Source organism: Catenovulum agarivorans YM01 (assembly GCF_000281085.1).
Classification (GTDB): Bacteria; Pseudomonadota; Gammaproteobacteria; order Enterobacterales; family Alteromonadaceae; genus Catenovulum; species Catenovulum agarivorans.
Genome location: NZ_JH767534.1, coordinates 74,882 through 90,208 on the forward strand (window position 1 = coordinate 74,882; position 15,327 = coordinate 90,208).

The window sequence follows — 15,327 nt, forward strand, 5'->3', positions numbered from 1 at the left end:
TATGTCGGACAGCAGTTTTTGGGATAAACGCAACCAAAGTATTGTTAATTCAATTGGGCATTGGCAAGGTGGTGTTGATGTAACGATTGAAGGTTATTCGTTAACAACCGAGTTAATGGGCAAAATATCTTATATGCAACTGCATATATTAAATGCTACTGGTAAATTAGTCGCAAGAAATGTAGCCGACTGGATCGAAATCAACTTAATGGGGTTGAGTTATCCGGATAGTCGAATTTGGTGCAACCAAATTGCCGCTCATGCAGGAGACACTCATAGCAGCTCTGTAGCAGCATCTGCGGCTGCTATATTATCCGCGGATTCTCGCGCTTATGGTGGCAGCCAAACAACATTCTCTTGTATGAGTTATTTGCAGCTAGCTTATCAAGAATTTAAAAAGCACAAATGCGTCGAAACTATAGTCGAAAAAGCAAAATACAAAAATGGTAAACCTATGATTGTTGGTTTTGCTCGGCCTATAGATAGAGAGGATGAGCGTTTAGCTCCTTACAAAGAAAATCTTAAAAATTTGCAATTAACTCAAGGTGAATTTTTAGAATTTGCTTACTTACTAAGCGATTATCTAGATAACAAATTTAACCTATCTATTAACAGTGGTGGTTTTGCATCTGCTTTTCTACTCGACCAAGGTTTTTCACCAGACGATGGTTACAATATTAAAGCCTTCTGTGTAATCAGTGGCGCTATTGCTAGTTACAGAAACGCTCGTCCTTTACCTACAAACTCCTTTTTGCCAATGAAATGTTCTGACATTGAGTACAAAGGTTTACCACCAAGAAAAATCCCCTAAGAGACAATTTATTATGTGCGGAATTTTAGCTATCTATTCATTTGATGGACAAACAGATGAAAATGCTCTGATTAAAGGGATTAAAAGTTTATGGCACCGTGGGCCAGATAATCAAAATATTTGGTTGAATGAGCATCAAACGGTAGGTTTGGCTCACGCCCGCTTAAGCATTATTGATTTACATACTGGCCAGCAACCTATTTCAAATCAAGCGGAAAATTGCCATTTAATAGCTAATGGTGAGTTTTATGATTATGAACACATACGTAGCCAGCTACAAAAGCAAGGACATTTTTTTAAAACCGCATCCGATTCAGAAATCGCTTTACACTTGTATAAACAATACGGGGTTAATGGTTTAAAGCAATTACGTGGCGAATTTGCTTTTTGTATTTGGGATGAAGTGAATCAGCAGTTATTTGCTGCACGTGACAGATTTGGCATAAATCCGCTGTATTATGCGGAATACCAAGGAAAACTCTACATAGCCTCTGAAATAAAGGCATTGTTAGCTGCGGGAATACCAGCAAAATGGGATAAAAATTCATATCTGAGTAGAGGTTTTTTGTATCGAAGTGAGTCATTATTTGCTGGTATTAAACAAGTGCCTCCTGGGCACTATTTAATTGCAAACAGCAGTGGTTTCACTATTAGCAAGTATTGGGATTTTAACTACCCTGCTGAGGGTAGTGAGTTAGCATTGACAGAAAGCGAAGCGATAGAACAATTACGCGAAAAGTTATTAGATTCAGTGCAAACTCGTTTGCGCGCCGACGTACCTGTCGGTGTGTATTTAAGCGGAGGGGTCGATTCGTGTGCAGTTTTAGGTATGGCGTCTCAGTTAACCAATAATCGTGTCGATAGTTTTACTTTGTCGTTTGATGTGGATGAATACGATGAAGGAAATATTGCGAGAAATACTGCAAATTTTGTTGGCTCTAATCATCATGAAATCAAGATCACTCAGACCGAAATAGCTGATAATTTTGTTGATTCTATCTATTTCAGTGAAAATGTTTGTATGAACCCCCATGGAGTAGCTAAATATTTATTAAGTAAATATGTCCGCGACTTAGGTTTTAGAGTGGTGCTAACCGGTGAAGGTGCAGACGAGGTTTTTGCCGGTTATGCTTCATTTAAACAAGATTATGCTAATTACACTCAAGTACTGGCAAGTGATTTAGATGCTGCAAACAAAATTTCTTCTGGGATACATTTTGCAAACAATATTGAAGAATATTTACCTATTAAGGGTATTTTGGGACACATTCCCGCTTGGGTGCCTCCATTAGCTAATATCAATCAAGAGTTGTCTGAATTGTTTGTTGAAAGAGATAATAATTTTGATGTTTTAGTTGGTTTAGAAATCTTTTTAAATAGCTTAAACGTAGATGAACTGAATCAAATTAATCCTGTGCATAAATCTATGTACACCTTATCTAAATCTTTGCTTCCTAATTATGTATTGATGACATTAGGTGACCGAATGGAAATGGCGCACTCCCTAGAAGGGCGAATACCATTTTTAGATCACAAGGTCGTTGAATTTGTCACTCAACTGCCAATTGAATACAAAATAAAAAATATGCAGGAAAAATACATATTGCGTGAGGCGGTTAAACCTTATATCACCGAAGAGGTTTATAAACGACAGAAACATCCATTTTTTGCACCCCCTTCGGTGTTAAATCCCAAAGCGAAATTTTATCAATTGGTGCAAGACACACTCAGAGGCCAGGCGCTGAAAGATGTTCCGTTTTTTGAACACACTAAGGTTATTAACTTTTTAAATAAATTAGATAACTTGCCACAAGAAAAGTGGGCAACAACCGAAGCTATTTTAATGGAAATTATGAGCCTAGTAAGTTTGCAGCATCACTTTAAATTGGCGGAATAAAATAGTTGCAAGCGGCATAGTGCTTGCTGATTTAATCTATTGAATAGTTCAAACTGAGCCAAAAGCCACGAGTTTCTAGCGGATAATCACCGGGAATTCTCGGACCGGAAGGTTCAAATGCTTTTTTGTCAAATAAGTTCTTGCAGGTAAAACTCATTTCAACTTTATCATTCAGAGTATACAAAGCTGTTAAATCGCTAATGCTATAGTCACTTATTGTCTTGCGATTATCACCGACTTCGCGACTTCTATCCAAAATCCAACGATTGTGTAAATTAAGATGCCAATCGTTGCCAATAGCCCAGCTAAGTTGCCAGTTAACTGATTTTTGAGGTGCATCAGCAACTTTTACTCCCTGCGCGTATTCTGAAGACTGTAAGGCCAGGCCTAACTTACTTTTAATTGAGGGGGTTACTTCCCACGCAGCATCAACTTCTAAGCCTAAACCATTTTGCTTTTGTGAATTTTGTAGCTGTACCGTACCATCTGTTTGTGGTTCATATTTAAATAAATCAGTAGCGAAGTATTTGAAGATATTTACATTTATCTGCCAATCAAAATTTGGACGATAATCAAGTGCTACTTCATATGTTTTGATTTTTTCAGGGTTTAATTCTGGATTGCCTAACAATACAGGATTGTTTTTTGCGTATAATTCACCAAATGAAGGTGCTCTAAACGCGCTACCATATAAAAACTTAGTGGTCAGGTTGTAGTGTGTTTGCCAAACCAAAGCTAATCTAGGATTTATAGTTGAGCCAAAATCAGAATAGTTGTCGTAGCGAATACCTGCGGTTAATTCCCAATCATTGGCAAAGGCCCATTCATCTTGGATTGACAAATAACTTAACTGCCTATCATTGTCGCCAATAAATATACCAGGGGTGCCTTTAACACTAACGAGCGTATCGTCTTGTTCAACTTCATCTCCGGTCAGTACACCCGATCCAAAGTTTTTTAATTCGTCAGAATTTTCTTCACTATATTTAAAACCAAGCTCTAATCTGAGGTTATGTTCGTTATTGGGGGTATAAAAACCCGTGAGTGAGCTACCATAATTAGTGTCTTCTAAAGTGGTTAAACCTATATATCCTTTGGTAAACAAGGTACCGTTGCCATCTTTATATCCGGGGGGAATATTTGAAAATAGGTTTCTGAGTCATATTTTTGCGCAAAACCTTTAACATCAATTCTAAATTTATCACTCAATTCTTTTTTATAGCTGACTTGTACAAAATATTGTGTGCTTTTGGTGTAGTCTTTATCTGTGAGCGCTTGTGCTGCACCAGCTCCAGTGCCACCTTCAATATCCAAATACCAAAGGTTGGTATAAAAGTTTTTATAACGCCCATCAAAATGTAAGTCGATATATTCGTGTTTAGTGTCTAATGGGCCAGGCGCAAGTGATAAATCGGTTAACCCCATAATACTGAGCAAATCTTGGTCGACTACTCTACCGAGGTCGCCGTCTGTAGTTTGCCATTGAGAGTTGACGGTATATGAATAACCTTCATCTTTATGGCCATAATTTAGCCAAGCTGACTTGGTTTTAAAAGAACCAACTTTAGCACCGAAATTATTTTCAAAGCCATTGTCGCTGGTTTTTGTGATGATGTTTATTACACCCGAGTATGCATCTGCACCATAAACGGCAGAACCTGGGCCTTTGATAATTTCAATGCGTTCAATTAAATTTACTCCTACATCAAATACATTCCATTTAGCACCGGTAAATTCGTAAGTGGTGCGCACACCGTTGACTAAAACTAAAACTTGTGGGTTTTGGTCTGTATGCAAACCTCGAATCGAGTAGGAGGGATTCATCCGGTTTAATTTGGAAGGGTAGGCATGAATGCCTGCAACGGTTTCTATAATTTCATGAACGTTATTTGCTGCCATTTTATTAATGTCGTCGGCCGTTATAACCATGGCGACTGAAGGCGCTTTATGAATGGCTTTTTTAGTGCCGGTTGCGATGCTGACAAACTCTTCATCACCATATAGATCTTCTAGGCTTAACCCCATTTCTGCAAATGGATCTTGAGCAAATACCGCAAAAGGCAGAAGTCCAAGCAGCAAGCCGAAACATTTATAAGCTTTATTCATATATAAACCGGAATTTTAGAATTATTATTCGGCTCAGCCTAGCGTTTTTCATCAGCAAAACAAAGGCGAATTTAATCATAATTAAGTTTATGTGGTTATTTTGTCTATATTTTGAACGATTAATGCGCGGGAGCTGATTTTATGTAAACGAGTGAGAGGTAATCTGTCAATCAATTATAAGCACTGGCTTTATAGCTGGTATACGGCTGACCTCGTTTTGTGGTTTTTATCGCTATTTCGAGTTGGTTTTCAATTAAATTGACCGTTTGTTCGGTTGCACCTTGAAATTTCTGCTGGCAGTTGTGGGCATTGTTGGCCAATTGTTCACGCTGCGCTGGGTTGATTAGTAGTTCATGTATTTTGTTGGCTAGTTCAGCTGGGTCTTTCACCTGAGCGCAGGCTTGTTGTTGCGCTAGTACTTGGTAACTTTTTTCAAAATTAAATACGTGTGGGCCATAAACAATTGGCTTTTGTTGGCAAGCTGCTTCAAATGGGTTGTGTCCGCCTCGCGCCACTAGACTGCCACCTACAAATACTATGTCTGCAACCGAAACATAAATTGCCATTTCGCCTAGCGTATCACCTACTAGCACTTGGGTTTGTTGCGCTAACCGCCCATTACATTCTGATTTTAATTCACAATTAAATTGTTCTGAGGCGAGTTCATATACGCTTTCAAAGCGGTCAGGGTGGCGCGGTAATAATACCAGCAGCAAATCTGCATGTTCAGCCAACAAAGTTTTGTGAGCTGCGAGTATTTGCTCTTCTTCTTTGTCATGTGTGCTTGCGGCCAACCAAACAGGGCGTGTATGTCGCCAGTTTTGGCTAAACTGATTAATTTGTAGCTGCATTTTTTCTGATAGTCGGGTATCAAATTTAATATTGCCTGTTATTTTTATTCGTTCGGGTCTACAACCTAGTTGGGCAAATCTTTGTGCGTCATCTGCAAATTGTGTGGCTACTAAATCAAGCCGCTGCATCATTTGTTCGGTCAGTTTAGCCAACTTTTTATAACCTTTAGCCGATTTATTCGACAAACGTGCATTCATTACCATAACGCGGCAATTAATACGTTTAGCGTGAAATATTAAGTTTGGCCAAAGTTCGGTTTCCATTAATACCAATACATTAGGTTGAATTTGGTTAATAAACTTGCGTTGAATTATTGGTAAGTCGAATGGCAAATAGCAGTGGACAACTCTGTCAGCAAACGTCTGTTTTATTTGTGCAGAGCCGGTTGGTGTGGTGCTGGTTATGGTAACAGGTAATTTGGGATATTTGGCTAATATAGCTTCAATAACAGGTGTTGCTGAAATCGCTTCGCCTAATGAGGCTACGTGGAATAATATGCCGCCCGGTGCAACATCTATATTTTTTTTACCTAAACGCTCGTCCCACCTAATGCCATATTCAGGCAGTTTGCGTGACTTTCTTTTTAACCGAATGAGCATTAATGGCAATAAAACACGCATTAGTTGATTGTAGATAAAATGCAACATATTAAGGCTCTGGTGAGCACTGACAATTTGTAATTAGTGCAAGTTAACTCTGTATGGTGTCATTCCAGTGAAACAATGATTACGTATTTTTGACGCCTGTTTCACTGAGCGGATTGTAGGCATGTTTATCAGTAATCTTGAGTGGCGAATGTTTTGTACATCTATGCGTTTTTATAAAAAACATGGGTATTGGCCGAATATTCGGCAGCCAAAAACTTTTAATGAAAAAATTCAGTATCGTAAATTTTTTCAAAAGCATGCTTTATTTCAAACCTGCTCAGATAAATATGCCGTTAGAGAGTATGTGACAAAACTTGTTGGTGACGAATTTTTAGTGCCGTTAATTGCTGTGGTTGATACACCAGATGATCTTGAATTTGCTCACTATGGCGACAATTTTGTGATTAAAGCTAATCATGATTCTGGCAGTGTATTTTTGTGTCGTGATGGTCAGTTTGATCAAAATTACATCACAAAACGTTTGGCGAAAAAGCTTGCTGAAAATAGTGGTAAAAAACGTAACGAACCATGGTATAGCCAAATTCAGCCGAAAATTTTGGTTGAGCAGTTATTAGTCGCGCAAGATGGCAAACTGCCTGAAGACTATAAATTTCATGTGTTTAATTCTTTAGGTGGGCAAAAGTTCTTTTTACAAGTCGATTATGATAGACAAACTAAGCATAGTAGATGTATTTACGATGAATTTGGCCAAGTAACCGAAATTAGCCTGAATAAACCGAGCAACCAACAGCCGCTGCCGCAGATAAAAAACTATACAAAAATGGTGGAGCTTGCATTAAAGCTGGCTGAGCCGTTTGATTATGTACGAGTAGATTTATATAACTTAGACGGCCATATCTATTTTGGTGAGTTAACTTTTGCCCATGGTTCAGGTTTTCGCAAATTTACCCCACAAAAATATGATAGAGAGTGGGGTGATTTATGGGAGCTTTCAGCGAGTTTTTAACTCGCTTGAATGCAGTTTAAGTAAAAATTGACGATAGCCTGATTGGCATTTTCAATATAATGTGCGGTTAGATCTGGTTTGTGTCTTGCTGGTTTGCGGCTTATACAACAACTGAGTTGCTCAGTTAACGCTGGCACATTATCAACCGGAAATAACAAACCACCATAATCCTCTATTAGTTCTTTGCAACCACCTTGGTCTGATGCAATAACAGGTGTGCCGGCATCCATAGCTTCTAAAATAACTCTAGGCAAAGGTTCAAAGCGGCTAGGGCAAACCAGTAGGTCTAAACATTGATAATAGTCTTTTATGTTGTTTTTAAAACCAACAAACTCAATTTGAGCTTCATTTTCAGCGAGCTTTTTCAACTCTTGTTCTAAGCGGCCACTACCAAAAAAGACCAATTTACATTGTTGTTTTTGCTCGTTAGTGAGTTGTTTAAACGCAGCTATTAATGTGTCCCAAGCTTTGCTTGCATGAAAACGACCAACGGCGCCAATTAGGTAAGTTTGTGGTTGGGGGGCAAGTTGCTCGCGCAGCTCAGTTATTTTATCGGTACTGAGTGTTTTATGTGGTGTTAACGAATTATGCGCTTTGTGAATTTTGCCTGCATAATTGTCTTTCAATTCTGCGATTTGCCAACGTGCGTTACAAATTAATCCATCCATTTTATTAAAATACTGACCATTGGCGCGTATATGTAAGGTAGAGATAGTCGCGGCTTTCGGGGATATCTTGCCAACAATGCGGGTGGCGCGTCTAAGGTGACAATGAATAACATCTGCTTGGTAGTGGTTTATCAGTTTGTTTAAGTGCCAGCGGGTAAACCAAAAGTGGTCTATTTCTACCACTTCAACTCTGTTATCTAGTTTGTCTATTATGCTAATGCCATTTTTTCTGTGGCCTTTGCGTATGACCAATATCACCTTATGTTGTTGGCATTGTTGATTGCACGACTCGGCGGTTGAACGCTCTGAACCGGCAAATCCGCGCGAAAATAGCACATGCATTATGGTTAGATGTTGCTGACCCTTCATAACTCTTCCTGTTTGGCATTCAGGCTTTATATTTGCACGCTTAAATGAACAAAAAATTAAATCATAAAAGTGTCATTTTGCTTGCGTACAGTTTAATAAATAGTGTTTAGGTTTAGTTTGTTATGTCGGTCACTAGTCATACACCATATATGCAGGCTGCAAGTATCAAGCAGCAGGTGCAAGCCTGTCAGCTTATTTTAGGTAATTCAAATAAACGCTTTTCTGGCGTAACCTCAACCATGCTCGAAACAGCCCGCGTGCAAAACGGCCAAATAGCTTTATGTGTATTGGGCAAAAGTCATGTGCCGAGTTCTTTATTGACTATCAGTTTTTGGCAGGCTGTGAAATGGTTTAGACAAGACCCCTCAAATTCTGCAGTGCGTGTTTTTCATGCCAGGCGTAATGATGAAATGATCCAAGCTTTACTGCTCAAATACCTGTTTGGCATCACGCTAAAAATACTTTTCACCTCAACTGCGCAGCGGCAACATTCTAAATTTACCCGTTGGCTAATGGCTAAAATGGACTGTGTTATTTCTACCAACTCAGCTGCCGCCAGTTATTTGCCATTTGAAGTTGATGAAATTATTCCACATGGGGTTGATTGTAAAAAGTTCACGCCGGTTATTGATAGGGCTGAGTTACGCGAGCAACTCGGCCGCCCAAGGTTGCACATGGCCGGTATTTTTGGCCGAGTGCGTCGGCAAAAAGGAGTGCATTTATTTGTTGAATCTTGCATTCAAACCTGCGAAAAAGTGCCTGACTTTCAAGCCATTATTTGTGGGGCAATTGACGACCAAGAATATGTTAGTCAGTTGCAGCAAAAAATCTCGTCGGCAAAATTGTCGCATCGCATTAAGTTTCTAGGTGAGCAAGCATTTACTGATGTGGTTAAGTGGATGCAAGCTTGCGACATTGTATGTGCTTTAAGTGAAAACGAAGGGTTTGGGTTAACTGTATTGGAAGCTATGAGTTGTGGCGCGGCCGTTATCGCAACTAACGCAGGTGCTTGGCCGGATATTATTCATTCAGGCGAAAATGGTTTATTGGTGGAAATTAACGACCAAACGGCTATCTCTAATGCATTACTCATGCTCGCCGCTCGGCCAGAACAACGTATGGCATTAGGTTGCCGTGCACATCAAACCATTATTAATCAATATAGTGTTGAAACCGAAGCGCTCAAACTCTGTGAGCTTTATCAAAATTTACTCTAACAAATAACAAAAGGACTTTTATGAAAATTCAACAGCTTGTTAAACAGCCACTGCGTTTTGCCCAATCTAAGTATTATCAGCATCAACTACCTAATGCTGAATTAGGTGGCAAAGCTTGGTTAATTGGCAGTGAATTAAAGTATGGTGGTATTCAAACTGGTGTACCACGCATTAAAGTGTCTCCACACGATAAAAGAAGCAAAGTTCAGCTGCAAAAAGGCGGCATGATAGGTGGCGATCGTATGCTGCATCATGGCTACGCTTCTATGTATGCCAAGTATCTGAAAAATTATCTTGGCCGCGACAATTTGCTGCTAGTAGAAATTGGTATCTTAAAAGGGAATGGCTTGGCCATGTGGTGCGATTTGTTTAAATCAGCGCGTATAATGGGATTTGATATTGATTTGAGCCACACGCTAAACAATATGGATAACTTGAAAGCGTTAGGCGCGTTTAAAAGTAAGCAGCCAGAGTTAAATGAGTTTGACCAGTATGCTGACAATCAAGCCTATTTGGCCAGTTTGTTAGACGGGCAGAAAATTAATATTTGTATTGATGACGGTTGCCACACAGATGAAGCAATATTGCAGACTTTGCATAGTGTATTGCCCCATTTAGCCGACGATGCTGTGTACATTATAGAAGATAATCGCTATGCGCATATCAAGATTGCAGAGCAGTTCCCTATGTTTGAAATAGCGCACAAAGGGCAATTAACTGTATTAACTTTTAAAAAAGCTAACTAACTCATAGAATCAATTAGCTTGCCAATCAATATTCTATGTTAGACTATTTTCAATTTCGGCAAGCTAACTTTTCTTTATGATTGAAACTAAAACTTATCCGCATTCTAAATATAATAAATTTTTCACTCAGCTATTTCGTTTAGTCATCAAACATATAGTGCCGGTATCATTTTTTCGAAAATCACTACCTAAGAAAGCAGAGCGCCAAGCGAAAACTGGCAAACTTTCGTTAGAAATGGTTAGCCATTGTTGGCAATATTCGAATATGCTGATTTATCAGCTAAGTTCGTTTGTTAATCATCCACCAAAAGAACTCGATTTAACTGTAACTGTGTTTTATTCAGAAGAAGATACAGCAACCAAAAAAACTTTAGATTTGTTCTCGACCATTAGTGTGCCTAATGTCAGTTGGAATTGGGTTGCCTGTGATAAACATCAGTTATTCCGCCGTGGTATTGGCCGTAATCAAGCTGCGTTATCAACCAAAGCGGATTGGGTGTGGTTTACGGATTGTGACATTATTTTTCATGAAAATTGTTTAGACTCGCTAGCTAAACAACTGCAAGGCAAAACTGATACTTTATATTTTCCGAAAGCGATTCAAGTTACCGATATGCTTGAAGAAAACGATCCTATGTTGCAAGCGGATGCTGAGCCTAAAGTGGTTGAAATTGATACTAGCTCGTTTAAATCGCACGCACGCAGTAAGGCAATTGGCCCTTACCAGATTGTCCATGGTGATGTTGCGCGTAAAATTGGTTACTGCGATAACATTCGAATTTTTCAAACTGAGTCTGATCGTTGGCGCAAAACTTATGAAGATACGGCTTTTCGTTGGTTGGTCGGCTCTGATGGTATTGCGATTGATATCGACGGTGTTTTTCAAATTCGTCATATTAAAAAAGGTCGCTACGCTGAAAACAGTGCTATGTCAGATATTCGAATTGCGACGCGCAAAGTACAAAAGAAAGTGGTTAAATAGTTAACCAGAGTTCAGGTTAGTTTTTAGGATATAAAACAATAACCAATGCGGATTATTTACTCATTAATTTGGTGGTTGTTACTGCCGATTATCTTGGTGTATTTTGGCTGGCGCGCTATTGGCGACAGCCGTTACCGCAGTGGATTAATGCAGCGTTTTGCCTTTTACCCAGCTGGATTAAAAGATAAAGTACAGGGCTGTATTCATATTCATTGTGCGTCAATGGGTGAAGTAAACGCAGCCGCACCTTTGATCAAAGCGTTAAAACAAGCCCATCCACACCGCATTTTTGTTGTTACTACTTCAACGCCCACAGGTGCTGAGCAAGTTAATCGGTTATTTGCTGACGATGTTATTCATGTACTCGCACCGTTAGACGGCTTTTTTTCAAGCTGGCGTTTTGCCCATTATTTTAAGCCACAAACTTCTATTTTTACCGAAGTAGAATTATGGCCTAATTGGATACTGGCACTGAAAAACCAGCATACTAAGTTGTTTTTGGTGAATGCTCGTTTATCAAAAGGCTCATGTGCTCGTTATTGGCAGTTTCGAAGTTTGTTTTTACCTGTATTTCGCTGTTTCGACAAAATTTGTGCACAAAACAAAACCATAGAAAAGCGTTACCAAAGATTTACCCCGAAAGTTGTCACCAGTGGCAATTTAAAATTTGATGTTAAGTTGCCGGGTTATTTACCGGAAAAAACCGCTGAGTTTTATCAGCAACATAATTTAAAACGTAAAGTGTGGATTGCCGCGAGTGTGCATCCTGATGAGTATCAGCAGGTAATAGCCGCTCACCAACAAATATTGCTGCAACATCCAAATACTTTATTGATATTGGTTCCACGCCACCCAGAACGTTTTGCCGAAGTGGCTCAATATCTTAAACAACAAACTAATATGGAATTTGTTAGCCGCAGTAGTTTGCAGCCTGTGACTGAATCAACTCATGTTTGGTTGGTTGATTCTATGGGCGAGTTAATTGCTTTTTACGCTTTGGCGCATATTGCTTATGTTGGTGGTAGTTTAGTTGATGTTGGTGGGCATAACCCGCTTGAACCTGCTGCATTGGCAAAACCTATTTTAATGGGACCGAATCAAACTAATTGTGCAGATATTTGTGCTCAACTTATTGATAAAGGCGCTTTGCGGGTGGTGAATAATGCTGAAGAAATTGCGCAGCAGCTTTTGGCTTGGTTAGCATCTGATACTGAATTGCATCAAGCTGCGTTGGCGGCAACCGATGTGGTGATGTGTAATCAAGGCGCGGTGCAAAAAACCATGCATGTGATAGAGGGCAAATTTTCGCTGTAAAAGGGGAACTCTAACAAGACAGCTATTGGTTTAGAGCAACGTAGGATGGAAATTCCAAACAGCTGGCCAAATGCTTGGAGTATCCCTCGCATAAGGCATATGGGGTATTCCGAGCAAAATCGCTTTTAACTCGTCCCTGAGTCGCTCACACAAGATATCCCTCTCTTGTGAAGTTTTGCTCGCAACACGCCCATACACCTCATGCACACCAGAGTTGCTGCTAGTTCTTTGTTGAAAGTGCCTGGCAAATATAGCGATAGACTTGTTAGATAAAAGCCTGTTGGAACGCTAATTTTCTAAAACTTCAAAAGGCATGGATGCCTTTTGTGAGCGGCCATGGATTGGCGAACAGCGTTTTTAGAAAATTATGTCTCCAATGGGCTTTGCCACAACCAAACTAGCAGCGATTTACACGAATGCTTAAGATTAAAGCAGAGCGGAAAGCCTACTTACCTTTACTCATTTGTGATTGATAAGCATGCACTACTGTGTGCCAATTATGCATATGCCAATTTAAGTGCGGGAATTTCCCTTTTTCTTTTTCAAACGAACGCAATAAACGTTTTAAATTAGCTTGCTGCCATTTTTTATCTTTAGGCTTAAACTCACCACGATCAAAGTCAATTAACCAAACTTTGCCATCAGCATCCAACATAATATTGTGAATATTCAAATCAGCGTGGTAAACACCGTTTTGATGGAATTTGGCGATAGTTTTACCAATATTTTGCCATTCATCTGCTTTTAGAGGGCGTTTAAGCAAAATGCCTATTAGATCTGTGGCGTTGTCAATTAACTGCATAATGATGTCTGCACGATAATGCAGTAAACGGCGAGATAACTTGGCAGCAATAGGGGTAGGAATTGGTAAACCTAGTTGCTGCATTTGCAACAGCATTTCGAACTCTAAAAAAACACGAGACTTTTTCACTCCAAAATAGAAATAACCATCTTTCGCAAATTTGCCAACCAATCCACCACGGTAATAATGACGCAACACATACTTCTGCTGACCGGTTTCAAAAAAATAGGTGATGTTACGGCCGGTAGATTGACCAATGATCGCGTCTTGTTGATTCCAATATTCAACATCAAACCACTCTGACGTTATTGTCAGTTGGCTATCGGGTGGCGCTATTAAATAGCCGGAATTGTCGCTAAAATTTGAGATAGTCGCTAAATATGGCAAAATTCACTGCTCTTATTATTGTTTTTGTCAGTATACACGGATAAAAAGCGATAACAAAATATGTGCAATTTTTTACAGGAACTTTCAAATTGTCGCTAAAACCTGCGTTATTTTTAGATAGAGATGGTGTAATCAATGTTGATACTGGCTACGCTCATCAGATTAGCGAAATAGAATTTTGCGCTGGCATATTTGAATTGTGCCAACAAGCTAAGGCATTGGGATACGCAATTGTTGTCGTGACTAATCAAGCTGGGGTCGCGCGCGGTTTATATACAGAAGAAGATGTAAAAACATTGCATGCTTGGATGCAGAATCAATTTGCCGAACATGGAGTTACAATAGATAACTTCTATTATTGCCCACACCATGCGGATTATGGTGACATCCAATATCAGCACAACTGTTTGTGCCGCAAACCTCAACCTGGCATGTTAAAACGTGCAGCGCGTGAACTGCAGTTAGATTTATCGCGTTCGATTATGATAGGTGACCGAATTTCAGACATGCAAGCGGCAGAAAGTGCTGGTGTACCAAAGCGAATTTTAATATCTAAAGATTACACTTTGGCACAGGCTCACCCAGCGACATGTATCGCCAGTGCAACTGCACATATTGAGTTAGCGTAAAAGTTGGAGATAAAAAAGAAGCGGTAGACGGCGTGCAATGAGCTAACAAACCGTTTACCGCTTTCAAGCCACGGAGAAGAGTTAATAACTGTGGGTTAATCATTAACTCTGTGGACGATATTACTGATTATTTTTATGAATGCAAATGAAAATAATTATCAATAGCAAATAAATTTAGAACAAAAGGTAATTATGCAGTAATTTTTTGTTCTAAATGTGAGCTTTTACCACCAATCTTCCACCTCGATCCATTTTTCACCACTTTTCAGCCACTTGTCGTTTTTACCTTTAAATACAGGGTATTTAATGGGATCAATCGCCCAAATTTTGCCTTGACAAAACTTTATCTCAAACCCAAACTGTGCAAACGTGGTGTAAAGTGGGGTAAAGTGGATCAAATTTTATTAATTTGAATAAACTCACCCATAGAGCAAACAACAACAGTTAATTGAAACAGGTGAATTCAAGTGTTTAGAGGGGCCAATCCCATCACAATGGATGACAAAGGTCGGATCGCAATTCCGGCTCGTTATCGTGATGAGTTGCTAGAAGATAGCAACGGCCAAATCGTATGCACAATTGACATATATTCACCTTGTTTGCTCTTGTATCCCATGGCTGAGTGGGAGCAAGTTGAAAAACGCTTGCGCGGATTACGCGATAACAACCCCAGCGAGCGCAGATATAAACGTTTAATGCTGGGTAATGCGGTTGATAACGAAATTGATAAAAATGGTCGTTTTAATATCAGCGCAAATTTGCGTGCTCATGCAGGATTAGAAAAGCAGTTGATGTTAGTCGGCCAATTAAACAAATTCGAAATATGGGATTTAGCCGCGTGGGAAGCTCGCCAAGCTGAAGACATGGCAATTATTGAGTCCGGTGATTTTGAATTAACCGATAACTTACAAGACTTTAATTTATAACAACAAA

Annotated in this window: 14 protein-coding genes; 9 read left to right on the top strand and 5 right to left on the bottom strand. The window is 39.4% G+C overall.

Annotated elements, in window-relative coordinates; genetic code table 11:
- Position 1: 1 nt before the first annotated feature.
- Together WSC_RS0116680 and asnB are read left to right on the top strand one after the other, a co-directional pair.
- On the top strand, positions 2-811 hold the full coding sequence (locus WSC_RS0116680; RefSeq protein ID WP_016957091.1) for a hypothetical protein: 810 nt from the start codon (positions 2-4) through the stop codon (positions 809-811).
- Between the two features lie 13 nt (positions 812-824).
- On the top strand, positions 825-2,708 hold the full coding sequence (asnB, locus tag WSC_RS0116685; protein WP_016957092.1) for an asparagine synthase (glutamine-hydrolyzing): 1,884 nt from the start codon (positions 825-827) through the stop codon (positions 2,706-2,708).
- Between the two features lie 31 nt (positions 2,709-2,739).
- Here asnB and WSC_RS0116690 read toward each other — a convergent pair whose 3' ends face one another.
- The 3 genes from WSC_RS0116690 to waaA form a co-directional block, all read right to left on the bottom strand.
- Complete coding sequence (locus WSC_RS0116690) at positions 2,740-3,813, bottom strand: TonB-dependent receptor plug domain-containing protein (RefSeq protein ID WP_026016910.1); 1,074 nt, start codon at positions 3,811-3,813, stop codon at positions 2,740-2,742.
- The gene (locus tag WSC_RS25515) at positions 3,792-4,814 is read right to left on the bottom strand and encodes a TonB-dependent receptor (RefSeq protein ID WP_026016911.1); all 1,023 of its coding nucleotides are present in this window, start codon (positions 4,812-4,814) and stop codon (positions 3,792-3,794) included. Before WSC_RS25515 ends, WSC_RS0116690 begins: the two co-directional genes overlap by 22 nt.
- A 170-nt stretch (positions 4,815-4,984) precedes the next feature.
- The gene (gene waaA, locus WSC_RS0116700; protein ID WP_016957093.1) at positions 4,985-6,313 is read right to left on the bottom strand and encodes a lipid IV(A) 3-deoxy-D-manno-octulosonic acid transferase; all 1,329 of its coding nucleotides are present in this window, start codon (positions 6,311-6,313) and stop codon (positions 4,985-4,987) included.
- A gap of 121 nt (positions 6,314-6,434) precedes the next feature.
- On the opposite strand from waaA, the gene WSC_RS0116705 reads away from it, so the two are divergent.
- The gene (locus WSC_RS0116705) at positions 6,435-7,280 is read left to right on the top strand and encodes an ATP-grasp fold amidoligase family protein (RefSeq protein WP_157447327.1); all 846 of its coding nucleotides are present in this window, start codon (positions 6,435-6,437) and stop codon (positions 7,278-7,280) included.
- Here the strand turns inward: WSC_RS0116705 and WSC_RS0116710 are convergent.
- Positions 7,277-8,317 carry a glycosyltransferase gene (locus WSC_RS0116710; protein ID WP_016957095.1) on the bottom strand — a complete coding sequence of 347 codons (1,041 nt, stop codon included), beginning with the start codon at positions 8,315-8,317 and terminating at the stop codon, positions 7,277-7,279. The genes WSC_RS0116705 and WSC_RS0116710 overlap by 4 nt on opposite strands.
- Positions 8,318-8,439: 122 nt before the next feature.
- On the opposite strand from WSC_RS0116710, the gene WSC_RS0116715 reads away from it, so the two are divergent.
- The 4 genes from WSC_RS0116715 to WSC_RS0116730 all read left to right on the top strand — a co-directional run bounded on the left by WSC_RS0116715 (position 8,440) and on the right by WSC_RS0116730 (position 12,576).
- Positions 8,440-9,534 carry a glycosyltransferase family 4 protein gene (locus WSC_RS0116715; RefSeq protein WP_016957096.1) on the top strand — a complete coding sequence of 365 codons (1,095 nt, stop codon included), beginning with the start codon at positions 8,440-8,442 and terminating at the stop codon, positions 9,532-9,534.
- 20 nt (positions 9,535-9,554) lie between these two features.
- Complete coding sequence (locus WSC_RS0116720; RefSeq protein ID WP_016957097.1) at positions 9,555-10,280, top strand: class I SAM-dependent methyltransferase; 726 nt, start codon at positions 9,555-9,557, stop codon at positions 10,278-10,280.
- 76 nt (positions 10,281-10,356) lie between these two features.
- Entirely contained in the window at positions 10,357-11,262 is a 906-nt protein-coding gene (locus tag WSC_RS0116725) for a glycosyltransferase family 2 protein (RefSeq protein ID WP_016957098.1), read from the top strand.
- Between the two features lie 45 nt (positions 11,263-11,307).
- Entirely contained in the window at positions 11,308-12,576 is a 1,269-nt protein-coding gene (locus WSC_RS0116730; protein ID WP_016957099.1) for a 3-deoxy-D-manno-octulosonic acid transferase, read from the top strand.
- Between the two features lie 445 nt (positions 12,577-13,021).
- Here WSC_RS0116730 and WSC_RS0116735 read toward each other — a convergent pair whose 3' ends face one another.
- Positions 13,022-13,765: a 3-deoxy-D-manno-octulosonic acid kinase gene (locus tag WSC_RS0116735; protein WP_016957100.1), complete on the bottom strand. Its 744-nt coding sequence runs from the start codon at positions 13,763-13,765 to the stop codon at positions 13,022-13,024.
- Positions 13,766-13,854: 89 nt separating this feature from the next.
- On the opposite strand from WSC_RS0116735, the gene gmhB reads away from it, so the two are divergent.
- The gene (gmhB, locus tag WSC_RS0116740; RefSeq protein ID WP_016957101.1) at positions 13,855-14,394 is read left to right on the top strand and encodes a D-glycero-beta-D-manno-heptose 1,7-bisphosphate 7-phosphatase; all 540 of its coding nucleotides are present in this window, start codon (positions 13,855-13,857) and stop codon (positions 14,392-14,394) included.
- A 467-nt stretch (positions 14,395-14,861) separates the two neighbouring features.
- Positions 14,862-15,320: a division/cell wall cluster transcriptional repressor MraZ gene (mraZ, locus tag WSC_RS0116750; RefSeq protein WP_026016914.1), complete on the top strand. Its 459-nt coding sequence runs from the start codon at positions 14,862-14,864 to the stop codon at positions 15,318-15,320.
- Positions 15,321-15,327 lie beyond the last annotated feature (7 nt).

Bases quoted from the DNA above. Each gene is read 5' to 3' on its own strand.
- WSC_RS0116680 (WP_016957091.1), top strand. From the start codon at position 2: ATGTCGGACAGCAGTTTTTGGGATAAACGCAACCAAAGTATTGTTAAT.
- asnB (WP_016957092.1), top strand. From the start codon at position 825: ATGTGCGGAATTTTAGCTATCTATTCATTTGATGGACAAACAGATGAA.
- WSC_RS25515 (WP_026016911.1), bottom strand. From the start codon at position 4,814: ATGAATAAAGCTTATAAATGTTTCGGCTTGCTGCTTGGACTTCTGCCT.
- waaA (WP_016957093.1), bottom strand. From the start codon at position 6,313: ATGTTGCATTTTATCTACAATCAACTAATGCGTGTTTTATTGCCATTA.
- WSC_RS0116705 (WP_157447327.1), top strand. From the start codon at position 6,435: ATGTTTATCAGTAATCTTGAGTGGCGAATGTTTTGTACATCTATGCGT.
- WSC_RS0116710 (WP_016957095.1), bottom strand. From the start codon at position 8,317: ATGAAGGGTCAGCAACATCTAACCATAATGCATGTGCTATTTTCGCGC.
- WSC_RS0116715 (WP_016957096.1), top strand. From the start codon at position 8,440: ATGTCGGTCACTAGTCATACACCATATATGCAGGCTGCAAGTATCAAG.
- WSC_RS0116720 (WP_016957097.1), top strand. From the start codon at position 9,555: ATGAAAATTCAACAGCTTGTTAAACAGCCACTGCGTTTTGCCCAATCT.
- WSC_RS0116725 (WP_016957098.1), top strand. From the start codon at position 10,357: ATGATTGAAACTAAAACTTATCCGCATTCTAAATATAATAAATTTTTC.
- WSC_RS0116730 (WP_016957099.1), top strand. From the start codon at position 11,308: ATGCGGATTATTTACTCATTAATTTGGTGGTTGTTACTGCCGATTATC.